Source organism: uncultured Photobacterium sp. (assembly GCF_947039875.1).
GTDB lineage: Bacteria > Pseudomonadota > Gammaproteobacteria > Enterobacterales > Vibrionaceae > Photobacterium.
Genome location: NZ_CAMRAN010000065.1, coordinates 1 through 16636, shown reverse-complemented (window position 1 = coordinate 16636; position 16636 = coordinate 1). Strand labels below are relative to the sequence as shown.

Genomic DNA, 16636 nt, shown 5'->3' with positions numbered 1-16636 from the left:
TAGCTTAATCGCTGTCTGCTTTACTCTGCCGCGTAGCGGCTTCGTTCAACAAATGCATCAACACGATTTGCCACATTCGGCGTTGTCAGTTTTCCTTTAGTCTCAGTGATTAAGGCAGTAAAATTCAGCTAAGTCTGTATCGTAGTAAACGTGTTATGCAGGCGTTAAGCGAGAAATTAATTTGAGGGCAATTTTAATGACAGATACGACGGTTCAGTTTAATGCACATCAACAAGATCTTAAAAATAGAATTAATTTTTTAGCTAATGCAATTTTTGTTCTTTCATCAGGAATATTATCAATATCAATTGCAATTTTTACGCAAAAAGAACGAGTTATATTACCTAAAGCAATAATTGATGTTCTTCAGTGTTCATGGTGGTTATTAGGCGCATCAGTTCTATTTATATTAGTAACTCTAACTTCTATTATATTAAGAGATTATTTTATGGCCGAAAATGGCGTAAAGTTATAGATAGTGGACAATATACGTATATTGGTCCAAATAAATTGTTCGAAGGAATTTTGTTACTTTGTGGAAGTTTGGGCGTTTTTTCGTTTGTATTAGGCTTTATTGGAATAATTTATATAGCTACACGTGTAATCGCTTAACAAATAAGGATAGGTGTCGCGCCGCGACACCTATTCAAGTGTTGGAATAGGTTAGAGAAATCTTACATAAGTAAATATTGCGAATATTATGAAGGGTGATGCTGAAAAGAAGTCGAGCGTTATCCTTGGCGTGAATCAATAAAGTTAAGTTATTGATTTGTAATTATATTATCCTTAATTATTACGCGTTAATGCCATTATCCTATTACTTTTGCTGACGTCTTTTAGGCTCGATCGCGTGATGAATAGATCACGGATAGCTTCGTTCCTCAACTTCCGAGATGACGTATAATAACCAGCTCTATTCTCTGCCGTTATGCATAAATCAATTTCAGTTATTTCCAATCATGTTGAAGATCAAGCTTAAAGAAAAATGGTAATTTATTTACGCCCAATTTTGATTGTGAGTAATGCGACGAAGTGCACGACTATAGCCATCAATAGTGGCTGGACGTTTACCTTGTAAAATTAGGTGGGTAACATGTTGTTCATAAAGATAATATTAACGTTGTTGTTGTCCGTTATTCATCATTAATATTCCATTAAAAGGAGTATTAAAGGTAGCTTAATCGCTGTCTGCTTTATTCTGCGGCTTCGTTCAACAAATGCATCAACACGATTTACTACACTCGGAGTTGTCAGTTTGCCTTTAGTTTCAGTGATTAAGGCAGTAAAATTTAAGTAAGTCTGTATCGTAGCAAACGTGTTATACAGCTCTATATTTGAGCATTAATCATCAAACTAGGAATACCAAATGGGCAAAGTGATTTTATTTTTAATTGTTGGTTATTTTGCGTGTCAGTACTTTTTAGGTGAAGAGTCTGGGTGTGACAAATATGCATCTAAATTTTCTTGCGAATATGTCGAAAATCAAGCGTCATATGATGTTTACTATTGGCACAATGTGGAAAACGGCAATTCCAATAATGAAAAATTTATTGGCTCAGTTACAGGGTTATCTTCTTGCCAAAACTTTGCAGTCAATTATGCTCGTTCAATTAATGCTCGTTGGAATAATAGGTCATATATTTGTGTGCTTAAAAAAGATGGCAGAAATATGGAAAAACACAGATTGTAAAGTGTACAGCTGTATAACAGATAAGCACATGTGTCGCGCAGCCGATACCTATTCAAGTGTTGGACAAACCCGAGCGTCTTTCTAGCTTATTATCACTCAATAGTTTCAAAGTAGAATTTGTAATCACGAACGCCATCTATATGAATGCCTTTCTCTCTTAACTCAAGATATTGCTGAATCTTAATGGTTCTAAAATCCATTGCTTTTAGTGCCAGAATTATTCGAAGTTCATCCATTGGGCGCGATTTAGCATCAGAACTACAGCTACCACAGACAACATGTGCTTTTTGTTTAAAACCAACCTGATTAAGCCAGTTAAGATCTTTGGGTTCTTTACGTGTGCCACAAAAATAACAACGATTCTGCTGTTGTAATACAGCCTGTTCCCTCAATGCTTTAGGGCTTGATGATTTGGCTTGTGGGGGAGTGTTCGTCTTTTTATTCTGACTGAACATAGAAAGCTGAACGACATTAGACATTTGAATTACTCTTACTAATCAAGGGATAGCGCATATAACAGAACATTAATGCCATGCGCTTTTGTATTTTATTGCTTGTGTATTCGATGAGTCAAACTATCAAGCATGCGTAATGATGATCTCTTGATTATCAACCCGTTGACGCTCGCCATAAATACCTTCATCTGTGCGCTTGCCACAGCTAACAATCATGGTGATTTCATCGCTGCTTTTAAGGCCAAGTAAGTCTTTAGCGCGTTTAGAGTCAAATCCTTCCATTGGGCACGTGTCATAGCCTTCTGCACGCATTGCCATCATAAATGTCATTGCTGCCAGTGAACTGCTTTTGTGCAAACAAACCCGTAAATCGGCTTTACTCACTTCACGCATCATTGGCTTGTTTCTACCTAAAAAGGCGCAGATTAAGCGACGACCTAAGCCTAAAAGTCCAAATCGGTCATTACGATACACAAACGGGATCAGCTTTTCGTAATATTTAAGAGCGCGTTTAGAGGCTTTATCATCACGGCCTTTAAACATTTCTCGAATGTGGGCAGCATTAATGCGTGTACGTTGTTGCCATTTGTCAGGTGTGATCACAAATGCGACTAATTCATTTGCAGTCTTAGCTGCATTTTGCCCCATACAAAGTGTGGCTAATTGTTGGCGTTTATCATTATTAATCACGCGGTGGAACTGCCATAATTGCATGTTGGAACTGTTGGGTGAAAGGGCGGCTAATTCTAATGCGCGAGCAACTGCTTGATGATCAAACCCGGCCGTTAAATCATATTTACGTACCGAACGGCGACTGTGAATTAAAGAGGAAAAATCGTAAGGTTGAGAAATAGATTCAGGCATGATGATAATAAGTTTTAAGGAATAGAGGGTTATATTTTTACCTATCTTCGATTCAATAAGCAACTTCTGTCGTCATGTTTGTGTGGTAATACAACGTTTGATGCAAGAAAAAGAGGAAAGACTGGCTGATATAATAAAACGCTTATATCAACCAGTGTTATTAATGATCACTCAGGAGTCGCAACGGTTTGGGGGAACACATTGCAGACAATGTTCATTAACCTTGTCAGCATATTAAACGCCACAGAGTTAACATGCGTAATTTTACTCTGTGATGACACGTTTTTGTTTTGACATGTTCTATTTTAAGTTAAAGTAGAGAAGTTAAAAGAGCATAAATTAATAAATAAGGTTCCTCTTTTTATGAGTGGTCAACGGCTTAAATTGCAATTTCAGCGTCTTTATAATCACTTCAGTGGTGATTGTACCGAGACTAACCTGCAAGATATCTCTGAAGTTCTGTTTTGTACACGTCGTAACGTGCGAATGGTGATCAATAAGATGGTTGCAAAAGGCTGGATCGACTGGCAGCCTGCCGTTGGTCGAGGTAAGCAGTCTCGGCTTATTTTTAATAATACAGACAGTGAGTTACAGCTTAATCATGCACGTAAATTGGTTGCAGAAGGAAAGCTTGAACCCGCTTTAGTTGCCTTAGATCATAACGCTGAAAAATTGGTACAATTGATTCAAGAACAGTTGGGTATTTCACATCATCAAGGCAAGCAAATTGTTCGTTTACCTTACTATCGTAGCTTTGAAAACATCACACCTTTAACGCCATTACGTCGCTCTGAACAACATCTTGTAAGGCAAATTTTCAGTGGCCTAACGCAACTAAATGAGGAAAAAGGGGAACAAGAAACGGTTATTGGTGATATTGCCCATGCTTGGGAAGCGATAACACCACGTCATTGGCGCTTTTATTTACGGCCAGCAATTCGATTCCATGATGGTCGATTACTCGATAGTAATGATATTTTTGCTACTTTTTCAAAAGTGAAGCAACTGGCTTTATTTGCACATATAGATACAGTGTCGTCACCATTTATTAATATTATTGATTTTCATTTATCTCAAGATGATTATCGCTTGCCTGATTTATTAGCCAATACTTGTGCAATGATCCAGCCTGCCAATCATGCATCAATATCTGATTATGATACTTTTCCAATCGGTACTGGCCCTTACAAAGTAGCGGTTAATGATAAGCAGCGGTTTAAGTTAGAAGCATTTGAGCATTACTTTGGTTTTAGAGCGTTAAGTGATGTGGTTGAAGTGTGGATACTAAATCATTTTGCAGCATGTTATTTACAACCGACCTTGGGGGATAAGTTAGACCACCATGTTCATATTTCATCGCGTTTATCTATGGATCAAGGCTGTACCTTTTTATTGTTGAACCGTATTTCTGGTTTAGCGCAAGATCCACAATGGCTACGTTATTTTCAATCACGGTTATATAGTTTAAATGTGATGCGTGAGATGGATTTAACACAGGTCGGGGATTTTAAGCTGTTTAATGCTTATGGATTATTGCCTGGTTGGATTCATACGCAACAATTACCTGAAGCTGTTGTTATACCGCATAAAAGAGTGGTGACATTGGCTTATCAACATGAGCATCCTATCTATCCGTATGTTGCTTCTTTGATTGAAAAAATTCTGATGGAAGATGGTATTCGACTCAATATAATGGAGTTAAGCTATGAAGATATCGTTTTAGGAAAGCACGCTGAAAAAATTGATATTTGGTTAAATGGCATGAGTCTGGGAAGTAATCGTAGTGATGCTATTTTGGCGTGGTTACATAATTTTAATCATATTAAGCGTGTGATGCCGAGCGCTGAATTTAAGCAATTACAGCATGTGATCAGTGAGTGGCGTTCAACGGCAACCGCTAAGTTCCCTAGTGATATTATTGGCGAAACATTGTCGCAAACAGGACAGATTATTCCACTTTTCCATAATTGGCTTGGCGTAGATGATAACGTACAGCTACAAGGAATGGAGTCGAACTTACTCGGTTGGTTTGATTTTAAATCTGTGTGGAGTAAGCCTCAGGCATCGTAACAATAATGGCTTTAATATCTGAGATTAAGGTGTTGTTGTGCTGCCATAAAAATAACATGTAAATCGATTAAATCACGACTTTGTTGTTGCCAGTGTTGCGGTTGCTGACATTGGCAAAATTCTAATAATTTCACAATGATGCTATCAAGTTTTTTTAAACCCCAGCGTTTAGTGGTGGCACTTTGGTGAGGATCGCAGATAAGCGCTTGTAACTTGGCATAAGGTAATTGGAGATAAGTAAAGGCGAGTTCTGGTTGTTGCTGGCGATGAAACTGGCTGATTTTTTGACACCCATCAAGCCAATAAGCCAACGCTTCTTCATAGTTATGATTATCTTGCTTGTTTTGAGGTATCTCTGATGCGGTAAATAAACGCGCAGGGGTAGTGCTAATGATCGCGATAAGAGGTTCAAGGTTATGTGGATTATCTTCACTGTACCATGTTTTTATGGTGGCAACCCATAATTGTAAATCATCCATATATTCACCCTGTTTAGCGACGTGAAGCTACAGCCTATACTGTACTTTTAAATCTACTTATAAGGGTAGTGTAGGATCGTAAAAATGAGAGATAAATTTAGCGTTTCTTTGGTGGGTTGTGATGCATTTCTAACATTTGAATAAAGCCCATATTCACAGTTGCGTGTATGGGCTATTCGTTTTTGTCAGCGAATTAACTGGCTATTATAATGCGCTTTTTAGTGCGGCAATAAAGGTGTCAATATCAGCTGTTGTAATATCTAGGTGAGTAACGAAGCGCATTGGGTTGCCACCACTGATCAAAATATCTTGCTGCTTTAGGCTGGCGATCAGTTGGGTTTGATTAATGTGTTGATCGACCTTCGCAAACGCTATATTGGTTTGGATATGCTCAAGGTTTACACTAAAACCATTAACAGTATTTAACTGCTCTGCTAAGTAACGTGCGTTATGGTGATCGTCAGCTAGACGATCAACATTTTCAGTTAATGCTAATTTACCCGCAGCGGCAATAATACCCGCTTGGCGCATACCACCACCAAGCACTTTACGCCAGCGACGTGCTTTGGCGATTAAAGCTTTATCACCAACTAATAATGAGCCAACAGGCGCACCTAAGCCTTTAGATAGACAAATTGTAAATGAATCAAAGTATTTGACGATCTCTGTAATATCCACGTTCATGGCAACGGCGGCATTATAAACTCGCGCGCCATCAAGGTGCATTTGTAAGCCGTGTTGATTAACAAACTCACGCGCTTGCTGAATGTATTCTAATGGCAACACTTTACCATTAATGGTGTTTTCAAGGCTAAGCAGTTTAGTGCGTGCAAAGTGTGGATCTAATGGCTTAATGGCTGCCGTTAGTTTTGAAAATGGAATACTACCATCGGCATCGTTTTCTAATGGTTGAGGTTGAATCGAGCCTAATATGGCTGCGCCGCCGCCTTCAAATTTATAGTTATGTGCTTGTTGACCACAAAGGTATTCATCACCACGCTCACAATGCGCCATCAATGCTAGTAAGTTAGCTTGTGTGCCAGAGGTGCAATAAATAGCAGCTTCAAAACCATGACGTTCTGCAGCCCACAATTCAAGATCGTTTACAGTTGTGTCATCACCATAAACATCATCACCAACAAGAGCTGCTGCCATTACTTGGCGCATTTTTTCTGATGGGCGAGTGACTGTATCTGAGCGGAAATCTATCATTTGTTTTTAATCTTCCTTTTTATGTTTTTTTTAATATATCACCGCATTATTTAAATGATCTATAGCTATTGATCTTTTTCCTTTGTTATTGATGTTTTAAATAATCAATAGCCTGAAATGATAGAACTATTAATAATGTTAGAAATATGTCTTAAGCGGATTTATGAATCTACACTTATAACTGTTATGTGGCTAGGTGCAGTACACTTGAAACTATAAGAGACAAGGAGTGACTAATGATGTTAATAGAACAACGAAATTTTATTTTATGTGGTAATCAATCAGGCAATGCTTGCATACGGGTGATTCCAACGGGAAAAATAGAAGTTATTATTACAGAAAATGATTCTATTTGTGAGGCTGATTTTTCGCAATTATGGTTCAACAAAGCAGGCATGAAAACATTATTAGTGTGTCGTGAAGCAGAGCAGGTTTGTTGGCAATTGGATCTTACTAATCAAGATGCAAAAGAGCTTCAATGTTTGATTGAATCAGCACAAGAAGATTTTGAAATTTTAATGCGTGCGTTGTAGATGCTAAGAAAAGAGATGACGGCAAAAGTGAGTTAAGCCCTACAAGCATAGTATGTTGTAGGGCTTGTTATTTTAGTCGTTGTTGATAAAGAACCTTTATTTACGAGGAATAGGTAGATACAGCATGGCTTTTAAACCACCAAGTGGGCTACTTGTTAAGACTAAGTCACCACGATAACTGTGTACTAACTCGTTAACAATATTAAGCCCAAGCCCCGTACCGGGTGTGTTTTCATCTAACCTAACACCGCGTTTTAATACTTGTTTGCATTTCTCACGGGCGATACCCGGTCCATCATCTTCAATCACTAACACGATATGACCATTGACTATAGGTTCTTGATACACGCGAATTAAACTGTTCGCCCATTTATAGCTATTCTCGATGATGTTACCGATCATTTCGTCTAAGTCGCTTTTTTCAACAGCAATCACCACATCACTATCAAGTTCATTGACTAACACAACGCCTCGATGGGCATAGACTTTATCCATAGCTAATGAAATCGCATCTATGCGGTGCGATAGTGCTGTTTTTGTCGAGAGAATATTCATCGCACCAGCCATACGAGCACGACCTAAGTGGTAATCAATATGTTGTTGTAATTGCTGTAGCGCAGGAGCAAGTTTGGTCTGCGTGGTTGGATCTAATAGTGATACCTCATTATTTAAAATCGCAATTGGGGTCTTTAGCGCGTGTGATAAATTGCCCGAGTGGTTTCTTGCTCTCAGTAGTAGCTCTTGATAGTGAAACAGTAGTGCATTGAGATCATCAATTACAGGTTGAATTTCAACAGGATAAAGCCCTGTTAATTCTGTTGAATGGCCTTCACGTACTTCAATAAGGTTCTTACGAAGTTTACGCAATGGCCACAAAGACCAACTTACTTGTAACGTTGTGAGGACTAAAATACCAATGGCCATGATAATAAGAATAATCCATAAACCATGGGTCAATTGTTGTAATGTTTTAATAAGCTTATCTTGATTCACCGCAACCGATAATTCGATAGGGTAGTCACTGTCAGGTAGGCTAAATTTACGCTTTACAACAATTAATGATTGATTATTCGGGCCTTCGAAGCCTTTTTTAGCATTTCCTTTTATCGTGGTATCCCACAATGAGCGCGAGCGTAACTCTTGGTTATTGAGCTTTAATGACCAATATAGGCCACTGTATGGGAAATTAAAGCGAGGGTTGGATAGACGTCCATCAACAAACAGTTGACCGCGTTTATCAATATCGACTTGGGCTGTAATTTGATCCATGTAAAGGTACAGCTGTGACTTCTCTTGCTCAATTAAATAGGTTTTGATAAAAGTAGGGACAAGGTAGCCCGCTGATAATGTAATCGCTAATAACCAGACTGCTGCAGCAATCAGCAGTCGGTTACGAATACTAGGTTGACGATTTTTAGGTAGATTAATTAGCATTGATACGATATCCAAGACCACGTACTGTCTTGATTACATCATTACCAATTTTTCGGCGAATACGACCAATAAACACTTCAATGGTATTTGAATCACGATCGAAATCTTGCTTATAAATATGCTCAACGAGCTCGGTACGAGAGATGACTTTATCCGTATTGTGCATTAGGTATGACAATACTTTAAATTCCAGTGCGGTTAAATCAACGATATTATCTTGCCATGTTACTTTTGAGGTACGGGTATCTAAGCTTAATTCGCCAGCTTGAATGACCGGTGAAACATTGCCTGTTGCACGGCGTAATTGAGCGCGCACTCGTGCGATTAACTCGACCATTTGAAATGGCTTGGTGAGATAATCATCAGCTCCAGCATTTAAGCCATCGACCCGTTGTGTTAATTCATTACGAGCACTAAGAATAACGACTGGGCAGTTAACGTTTTCTTCACGAATGCCTTTTAGGACAGTAATACCATCAAGTTTGGGTAAACCCAAATCAAGTACGATGGCATCCCATGGCTCAGATGTTGCACGATAGAGCGCATCAATGCCGTCTATGGAATGTTCTGCAACCCAACCGTTTTGTTCTAAACCTGCGACGACTTGTTCGCCTAATGTTATATCATCTTCGACAACTAAAATTTTCATTTTGGAACCTTAAGGACACTTTCAAGATGACGTCCTTTTATTTCTATCATTTTAAGAGTACGGGCTTCATACTCGACTTTTATTATATTGTTATTACTATCAATAAGCTTTAATTCGTAAATCCATTCATTATCACCTTTGTCTAATTCGACGCGGATAATACGGGCTAATAGTTGCTGTCGGACTTTATGCTGTAATGCAGAAAAAGGTTGAATGAGTCCTTGAGCTACTGCATCCATAACATTATCGTGATGTTCATCTATATCAGCTGCCGAGGAGGCAAGCACCCGACAACTTATGAGACTGATAAATCCAATTAGATATAAATATTTGCAATGTTTTTTCATATTTATAACTGTAACCAAGTAGCCATGAATGGAAAATGAATAGTACCATTATAAATGGATTCTTTAATTTGTAAGCCTTTAAATTTTTTCACCTTTTCAATGTTATAACATAACGTGATGTATTAGCATTTTATACCAACTAGTGCGATAATCATCACATAAACAAGCCCTTTATTAGTATAGCGACAATAGGTTTATTAGCATGGCTTCAACTGCAGCAGCACTTCATATTCTGGTAAAACATAAAGAACAAGCTGATGATATTTTAGAGCAACTTAAAAAAGGTGCTAAATTTCAGACGCTTGCTAAAAAGTATTCTACTTGTCCATCAGGTAAAAAAGGTGGCGATTTAGGTGAGTTTAAAAAAGGTGCGATGGTACCAGCATTTGATAAAGCCGTATTCAGCGGCAAAGTGCTAGAACCAATCGGTCCGATTAAGACGAAATTTGGCTACCATATTGTTAAGGTTTTATACCGCACATAGCCGATCAGATTATCGTAGATTTTTAAGAAGGCGCTGATGATTCAGCGCCTTTTTTATGGGTTGTGAAAAATATTGTTATGTATGACGGTATTATTATTAATTAAGAGAATTACCACCAGAATAGCGTTAAGGTCATTAATATTCGGCACATCATATGAGATAAATAAAATTAATCATTGGGGAAGGTATTAAGATGTAGTCCGTCGTAGTGGTATTATTTTCTTTTTTAGCAATGATGCACTATAAACACTCTCTAGAATACGTTATTTGCAGCATTATTTTTCGTGTAAAAATTTCATTATTAATTCCTATTAAGCTTATAAGCATTAGCTATTATACATTTTTATCATATACAGGTACTTTTATTGAGCAAAAAACACCGTCAATAATGTATTGTCTAGTTATGGACTAATAAGTATCAAATGGACTTTTATAAGGATTATAACAATGAAAAAAATACTACTTTCTGCCTTAATTTTAGCTTCTGCTAGCGTAAGTGCTGCTGATCTCTCTGTTAAGATGACAGATCTTAACTCTGGAGCGATGGCAGGAACGATATCTGTTGAACAAACAAAATATGGTGTTGTTTTTACACCACATTTAGAAGGGTTACCAACAGGATTGCATGGGTTTCATGTCCATACGAATCCTTCATGTGGCACGACTGAAAAAATGGGTAAAACTGTTTTAGGTGGTGCCGCTGGTGGTCATTATGATCCAATGAAAACAAATAAGCATGGTTTCTCATGGACAGATGATAATCATTTGGGGGATTTGCCTCCTCTTTATGTTAATAGTAAAGGTGATGCCGTTCAGCCAGTGTTAGCCCCACGATTAAAATTATCAGATTTAAAAGGGCGATCATTAATGATTCATGCCGGTGGGGATAACCATTCAGATCATCCTCAACCGCTTGGTGGTGGTGGTGCACGTATGGTCTGTGGTGTGATAAAATAATACACGATAACGTTTTAAGAAGGCGCTGATAATTCGGCGCTTTTTTGTGGGTGTTATAAAAAGGGCGTTAAATTTAAAGCATTTAACAGCATGTATTATATTCAGGTTTTGTTAGGTTATTAGGATGAACATACATCGACTTATGCGTCAGATAGTATTTTACTCATTAGCTGTTATTGTTTTTTATAGTGCTTTAGAAGCTGCAAAATTTGTGTATTTATTGGGTTCAAGTAAAGCGCTTTATCCTATTTCTATCTTTGGGTTTTCTTTGTTTTACAGTACGTTATTGTTGTTGGTGTCGTATTTTTTAGGGCAGAAGTTTCTATTTGAAGCGACACGGACTAATCAGCTGTTTACAATTAAAAGACAGTCATACCAAACTCTCGCTATGGTGAGCTTGTTTACTGGGTTAACTGTTATTAATGTGATTATTTTATCGAGTTTTTCTTCAGGAACATTAATATCATCAAGCTTATATAACCTGTGCAGTTTGTCTCTATAATATGGGGTACCTGTAGCCTTAGTGACATTCATCGTATTGTTTATTGCGATGATAGTTAATAACAATCTAATGGTTAGATTGCGACTAAAAAATAATCAGTAAGTTGTGTGTTAAAGGCCTATTGGAAGGAATACTGCAAGATTTATATTCCATTAAGGTATATTGGAGTATGATAAATAAAAATAGCTAACTTTGATTTGTAAGGTAAAGATATGCGTTATTCATGGGTAGTAGTCGGTGTCGTTGCACTTTTATCTGGATGTAGTACATCAAATTTAACTTCAACATCTGCTGTGAAGGCAACTTCTGTCGCTAAAGAGCGTTCAATTCAAACAGCCAAGCCTCTTACACTTAACCAGCAATTCATTCAACATGGCTATAACGATGGTTGTAAAGATGCGCTTAAGAATCAATGGCAGCCATCAAAGACAATTCTTGATGATCTTAAGGGTATTGAAAAAATGAAGTATGTTGAAGGTTGGAAACAAGGCTATCAACGCTGTGTTAATGGATTGGGCCCTGTGGTAATTAACGACACAATGCCTATTTCACAGCAGAAAAAAAAATAATTTATACAAATTGAAATTAACACCTTTAAGTTGTAGAAATGATGAGCCTCATAACTTAAAGGTGCTTTTATTTTGAGAACATTACGTTTCATTGCGTAGTTTTACGGGCTTAGGGATATAGCGCTTTAATTCATCAATTTTGCGGTTTTTAGAAAAGAACATTTCAAGCTCAATCATAACGCCTAGATTAGCGTGGTAATTATAATCCCGCGGAAATTCAAGTTGTGGTCGTGCTGCAAGATAAAGCCAGTGTTTGTATATACGCCGCTTCCATTCAGCTGATACCCAATAGTTGGTAATTTCTTTCATTTCATCGGTATCTGCACTTATCCCCATCGAGTATTCAAACAAATCCCTTTCTGTTGCCCGCTGGTAAACATTAAATTGTTGTACTAATTCCCATTTATCATCTTCTTGTAAATATTGTGCACTGGTTGTGGTTCTAAAAATATTTTTGTGGTCGGGAGTCAGTGCATAAAAGCCACTCAATTGGGAGAGAGAGCCAAAGCCTTTTGAATGGTAATAAAATAGCTCTTGTTCAAGTTGAGTTGTCCAGTTTTCACTGACATTATCTACGCGAGTAAGGCGCGTTTTTACAAATGGGTCGAGAGGAAACTTGAGCTTAATTCCGATATCGAAATCAGAACTCCAGTTACCAAATTGCGTATCTTGAAGTCTAAAACCGCCGACAGTGTCGCCACTTTGAGTTTTACTGCCAGAGGCTATACCACGTTGTTTACTTTCGAGGCTGTCATAATCACTGGGTTCTGAATCTAGGATCAATTTCCAATCACGCTTAACGTGTGGTAAATCGAGTTTAAAGTAAACCTTGAAATCATTTTCTAATTTACCTCTATATGAATATATCGACCGCTGACGAATACGCAGATAACTGCGATTGGTCAGTTCAGCTTCATTTTCGTCTTTAGTGAGGCTTTGATCTATATATTCTCCAACAGTGTGTACTGAATCGGTCATTGATTGTTGATAGCTATCAATCCATTGTTTCATTTTATACGGCGTATTATCGTCGTTACTTTGTGTTGATATTGTTTGTGGCAATACACTTGTTTCTGTATGACTTTTGTCTAGGGAATTTTGAGCGAGAGGATCTGCATTAACCGCCGTTGTATAAAAAAAGTACAATGACAATGGTAAAGAGAGATAAGACCGAGTGGTGTGATTGAGAGTCTTCAAAAAAGTGCCATATCCTTATTTTTTGCCGTATAAATTTCATCTTTATCTCGCATACGACAACTATACTGATTAAGAAAATAGGTCTAAATGCATATAGTGTAGAGCAATATTCTATGGTTGTTTTGTTAAGTGATATGATTAACAATGTATGTTTATTGTTTGTTAGGTTAATACAATAAGTGCGATCCGGCAATTGCTTTTAATCGATGGTTTATTATTGTTCTGGAGGTGTGTATGGATAGCTCAGAATTTAAAAGAATCAAACAAGAGGTGTCTGGGAAGGTGAATGACATCTTTGACGACTTTGAAGAATCGAATAATCGGTTACCTACAATGGAAGAACTCCGCGTTATTATTACGGATACAACGGATCATTATTTAGGACCGATGGATCAAAATGTTATTGATGGTATTAATGCTAATTTAGAACGGCAACATATACGCGAAAAGTTATTATGGGATGCGGTCACTGAATGTGAAGCCGAAGTTCGGCAATCCCGAGATTATAACTGCTAATCATGCAGTTATACGATGTATTTATTATGCTAGTGTTCGCTGTAATAAAATTGAAAACTCTGTTTTCAACACTATTGCTTAACTATCATCCAACTAGAAGCTATAAATAACATATTATAGCTAAATTAAATGGACTATAAAAAGAGGTTTAGGGATGACTGAAACGGTAAATATATTTGAAATTCGATGCGACAGCGGTCATGCAATTGGCATGCTGGAATTGAATAATGCATCATCATTAAATGCATTAACCCTGACAATGCTTAGGACAATTCAACAACAATTATTGCATTGGCAACATGATGAAAATATTGTGAGTGTGATGATTCAAGCTGTTGGTGAAAAAGCTTTTTGTTCTGGTGCTGATATTCGAGCGCTTTATTATGCGATTGAAAACGATCCTGCTTTGGCTGCTGTAGAGCAAGTGACTACACCAACGGTTGAAGATTACATTCACCGCACCAATAACGATAATAGTTATTTAGCAAAGCCATTTTTGATTGATTATTTTACTGTTGAATACAGTTGTGATTATTTAATCCATAATTACTCTAAGCCGATTATTGCTTGGGGTAATGGCTTAGTGATGGGAGGCGGACTGGGGCTATTTATTGGTGCTAGTCACCGCGTTGTTACACCGTCAGCGTCGTTAGCAATGCCTGAAATGAATATTGGTTTATATCCCGATGTAGGTGCAACGTGGTTTTTAAATCAGCTTCCTGCCGGAATTGGACTATTTTTAGGTCTAACAGGGTCTGATGTTAATGCCAGTGATGCGCTTGATTTAGCAATGGCTGATCACCTTATCGTTGATAAAGATCGCGATCGTTTGATTAAACAGTTGAAGCATTATTCGTGGCAAAATGTTGCAGAAAATCAAATTTCAACAGTTATAACAGAGATGCTAACAGATATTGCAACAGATTCTGAGCGTCAGCGTCCACCAAGCCAAATGATTCCTTATTTTCCACAAATTCAAGCAGCATGTGTGGCACCAACACTTGAGATTGTTTACCAACAAATTAATGCTATTGACGGGTTGGGATGTTGGCTTGAAAAAGCAAAACAAACCCTTGCCAATGGAAGCCCATTATCAGCTCACATCTGTTTTCAGCAAATGCAACAATACCAACAAGCAAGTTTAGCTGAATGCTTTAAGATGGAATTATCTCTATCTGTTCGATGTGGGTTAATGGGAGAGTTTAAAGAAGGTGTAAGAGCGCGACTTATTGATAAAGACGCTCAGCCTCAGTGGTTATATAAGACTATTTCAGCAGTAGATACACGCTTAGTTGATAGTTTATTTATGCCGCTATGGCAGCAACAAGCAAATCCATTAACTGATTTAATGTGATTATTCGAATAATGAAACAGGGTTGTGCTTTCTCTATTTTTTCGAATTGTTAATGTTAATCAGTGTTTTTTGATATATGTATAAACAGGTTTAGGAGCGAATTAACGTGGACATTGAGAATAGTGTTATTGTCATAACGGGCGCAGGTCAAGGGCTTGGGCAAATGATGGCTGTAACGCTTGCACAGATGGGAGCACAGCTCGCTTTAATTGATGTGAATACAGTAGGGTTAAGACAAACACAAGATCAATGTCATATGCTTAATAGCATGGCGCGAATTTATGAAGCGGATGTGACAAGTGAAGATCAGGTAGAAGAAGCCTTTACCCATATCGTGGAAGATTTTGAGCATATTGATATTTTAATTAATAATGCTGGTATCTTGGATGATGGTTTGTTGGTGCAGAAAGACCAGACTGGCATTAGTAAAATGTCATTGGATCAATTTCAAACTGTAATGAATGTTAACGTTACAGGCACTTTTTTATGCGGCAGAGAAGCGGCTAAGTGGATGATTGAAAATGAAACCAAAGGCGTTATCATTAATATTTCTAGTGCGGCTCGTGCTGGCAATATTGGCCAGACAAACTATGCTGCATCAAAAGCGGCAGTAACGACAATGGCTGTCGGTTGGGCGCGTGAGCTTGGGCAATATGGTATTCGAGTTGCTGCAATTGCACCGGGTCTGATTGATACGCCAATGGCTGCACAAATTAACGATGACATGATTGAGCGTATGCTGGCGATGGTTCCATTAGCACGTATTGGTGAGCCAACAGAAATCGCCCATTCGGTGAGATTTATTATAGAAAATGATTATTTCACCGGCAGGGTACTTGAGATTGATGGTGGATTACGATTGTAATCAAAGCCTACTCAAAAGTGGTTATATAATGCAACTAATGCTAAAACGCCACCAACAACAAACATGATCATTGATAGACCAAATGCGAATTTTGCCATATACGGCATTAATTTTTCCATTGGAAAGTCCAAATAGCGATGAAGGAATATATTCTACCTCAGTTTGTAGATTAATGAGCACTAATATTGAGGTGTGACTGTATTTTTAGCATAAAAAAAGATCGTCATATGACGATCTTTTTATGCCTCTTGGCAATATTTGTTTATAGTTATCTTGCAAACAAATATTAGAATGCTTTTGGTGCGTAACCTGTAACAGCTTTAATACCCATGCTACGACCAAGTGCGGTCATTGGGTGAACAACAACAAGGTCTTTTACTGATTTTTTCAGTTTGCCCATGTCTGCTTGTTCTGCTTTCGTTAACACGCGATTAAAAGCAAGAGATTTAACATCTTTAC

At 37.7% G+C, this 16636-nt stretch carries 21 protein-coding genes; 11 read left to right on the top strand and 10 right to left on the bottom strand.

Annotated features, from left to right (window positions below; translation table 11 throughout):
• Window positions 1-196 precede the first annotated feature (196 nt).
• Together Q0V26_RS16565 and Q0V26_RS16560 are read left to right on the top strand one after the other, a co-directional pair.
• The gene (locus tag Q0V26_RS16565) at window positions 197-475 is read left to right on the top strand and encodes a hypothetical protein (RefSeq protein WP_297483892.1); all 279 of its coding nucleotides are present in this window, start codon (window positions 197-199) and stop codon (window positions 473-475) included.
• An 891-nt stretch (window positions 476-1366) separates the two neighbouring features.
• A complete protein-coding gene (locus Q0V26_RS16560; protein WP_297483890.1) occupies window positions 1367-1690 on the top strand; it encodes a hypothetical protein in 324 nt (107 codons plus the stop codon).
• A 92-nt stretch (window positions 1691-1782) separates the two neighbouring features.
• On the opposite strand, the gene Q0V26_RS16555 is transcribed toward Q0V26_RS16560, so the two are convergent.
• The gene (locus Q0V26_RS16555; RefSeq protein ID WP_297483888.1) at window positions 1783-2169 is read right to left on the bottom strand and encodes a hypothetical protein; all 387 of its coding nucleotides are present in this window, start codon (window positions 2167-2169) and stop codon (window positions 1783-1785) included.
• A gap of 99 nt (window positions 2170-2268) precedes the next feature.
• Window positions 2269-2997 (bottom strand): nitroreductase family protein, encoded by a 729-nt coding sequence (locus tag Q0V26_RS16550; protein ID WP_297483896.1) that lies wholly within the window; start codon window positions 2995-2997, stop codon window positions 2269-2271.
• 375 nt (window positions 2998-3372) lie between these two features.
• Between Q0V26_RS16550 and Q0V26_RS16545 the strand changes: the two genes are divergently transcribed.
• Complete coding sequence (locus Q0V26_RS16545; protein WP_297483886.1) at window positions 3373-5079, top strand: SgrR family transcriptional regulator; 1707 nt, start codon at window positions 3373-3375, stop codon at window positions 5077-5079.
• 11 nt (window positions 5080-5090) lie between these two features.
• On the opposite strand, the gene Q0V26_RS16540 is transcribed toward Q0V26_RS16545, so the two are convergent.
• Window positions 5091-5558 carry a hypothetical protein gene (locus tag Q0V26_RS16540; RefSeq protein WP_297483884.1) on the bottom strand — a complete coding sequence of 156 codons (468 nt, stop codon included), beginning with the start codon at window positions 5556-5558 and terminating at the stop codon, window positions 5091-5093.
• Between the two features lie 204 nt (window positions 5559-5762).
• Window positions 5763-6770, bottom strand: a complete 1008-nt coding sequence (ltaE, locus tag Q0V26_RS16535; RefSeq protein ID WP_297483882.1) for a low-specificity L-threonine aldolase — start codon at window positions 6768-6770, stop codon at window positions 5763-5765.
• 236 nt (window positions 6771-7006) lie between these two features.
• Here ltaE and Q0V26_RS16530 point away from each other — a divergent pair, with 236 nt between their 5' ends.
• The gene (locus Q0V26_RS16530) at window positions 7007-7303 is read left to right on the top strand and encodes a hypothetical protein (RefSeq protein ID WP_297483880.1); all 297 of its coding nucleotides are present in this window, start codon (window positions 7007-7009) and stop codon (window positions 7301-7303) included.
• Between the two features lie 96 nt (window positions 7304-7399).
• On the opposite strand, the gene Q0V26_RS16525 is transcribed toward Q0V26_RS16530, so the two are convergent.
• From Q0V26_RS16525 to Q0V26_RS16515, 3 genes are read right to left on the bottom strand one after another with little or no spacing between them, the layout of a single operon-like run.
• On the bottom strand, window positions 7400-8737 hold the full coding sequence (locus tag Q0V26_RS16525; protein WP_297483878.1) for an ATP-binding protein: 1338 nt from the start codon (window positions 8735-8737) through the stop codon (window positions 7400-7402).
• Window positions 8727-9386 carry a response regulator transcription factor gene (locus tag Q0V26_RS16520; RefSeq protein ID WP_297483875.1) on the bottom strand — a complete coding sequence of 220 codons (660 nt, stop codon included), beginning with the start codon at window positions 9384-9386 and terminating at the stop codon, window positions 8727-8729. Before Q0V26_RS16520 ends, Q0V26_RS16525 begins: the two co-directional genes overlap by 11 nt.
• Complete coding sequence (locus Q0V26_RS16515) at window positions 9383-9733, bottom strand: hypothetical protein (protein ID WP_297483873.1); 351 nt, start codon at window positions 9731-9733, stop codon at window positions 9383-9385. The genes Q0V26_RS16520 and Q0V26_RS16515 overlap by 4 nt, the downstream gene beginning before the upstream one ends.
• Window positions 9734-9935: 202 nt before the next feature.
• Between Q0V26_RS16515 and ppiC the strand changes: the two genes are divergently transcribed.
• The 4 genes from ppiC to Q0V26_RS16495 all read left to right on the top strand — a co-directional run bounded on the left by ppiC (window position 9936) and on the right by Q0V26_RS16495 (window position 12245).
• The gene (gene ppiC, locus Q0V26_RS16510) at window positions 9936-10217 is read left to right on the top strand and encodes a peptidylprolyl isomerase PpiC (RefSeq protein WP_297483871.1); all 282 of its coding nucleotides are present in this window, start codon (window positions 9936-9938) and stop codon (window positions 10215-10217) included.
• A gap of 447 nt (window positions 10218-10664) precedes the next feature.
• Window positions 10665-11174, top strand: a complete 510-nt coding sequence (sodC, locus tag Q0V26_RS16505) for a superoxide dismutase [Cu-Zn] SodC (RefSeq protein WP_297483869.1) — start codon at window positions 10665-10667, stop codon at window positions 11172-11174.
• A gap of 124 nt (window positions 11175-11298) precedes the next feature.
• A complete protein-coding gene (locus Q0V26_RS16500) occupies window positions 11299-11676 on the top strand; it encodes a hypothetical protein (protein ID WP_297483868.1) in 378 nt (125 codons plus the stop codon).
• Between the two features lie 212 nt (window positions 11677-11888).
• On the top strand, window positions 11889-12245 hold the full coding sequence (locus Q0V26_RS16495; protein ID WP_297483866.1) for a hypothetical protein: 357 nt from the start codon (window positions 11889-11891) through the stop codon (window positions 12243-12245).
• Window positions 12246-12326: 81 nt separating this feature from the next.
• On the opposite strand, the gene Q0V26_RS16490 is transcribed toward Q0V26_RS16495, so the two are convergent.
• On the bottom strand, window positions 12327-13442 hold the full coding sequence (locus Q0V26_RS16490) for a hypothetical protein (RefSeq protein WP_297483865.1): 1116 nt from the start codon (window positions 13440-13442) through the stop codon (window positions 12327-12329).
• A 282-nt stretch (window positions 13443-13724) separates the two neighbouring features.
• Here Q0V26_RS16490 and Q0V26_RS16485 point away from each other — a divergent pair, with 282 nt between their 5' ends.
• The 3 genes from Q0V26_RS16485 to Q0V26_RS16475 all read left to right on the top strand — a co-directional run bounded on the left by Q0V26_RS16485 (window position 13725) and on the right by Q0V26_RS16475 (window position 16177).
• Window positions 13725-13958: a hypothetical protein gene (locus Q0V26_RS16485; protein WP_297483863.1), complete on the top strand. Its 234-nt coding sequence runs from the start codon at window positions 13725-13727 to the stop codon at window positions 13956-13958.
• A 154-nt stretch (window positions 13959-14112) separates the two neighbouring features.
• Window positions 14113-15312, top strand: a complete 1200-nt coding sequence (locus Q0V26_RS16480; RefSeq protein ID WP_297483861.1) for an enoyl-CoA hydratase/isomerase family protein — start codon at window positions 14113-14115, stop codon at window positions 15310-15312.
• 106 nt (window positions 15313-15418) lie between these two features.
• Entirely contained in the window at window positions 15419-16177 is a 759-nt protein-coding gene (locus Q0V26_RS16475) for an SDR family oxidoreductase (RefSeq protein ID WP_297483859.1), read from the top strand.
• 11 nt (window positions 16178-16188) lie between these two features.
• Here Q0V26_RS16475 and Q0V26_RS16470 read toward each other — a convergent pair whose 3' ends face one another.
• A complete protein-coding gene (locus tag Q0V26_RS16470; protein WP_045036908.1) occupies window positions 16189-16296 on the bottom strand; it encodes a hypothetical protein in 108 nt (35 codons plus the stop codon).
• A gap of 167 nt (window positions 16297-16463) precedes the next feature.
• Window positions 16464-16636 (bottom strand): DUF2810 domain-containing protein (locus Q0V26_RS16465; protein WP_297483894.1); only part of this gene is annotated, 173 nt, incomplete at its 5' end.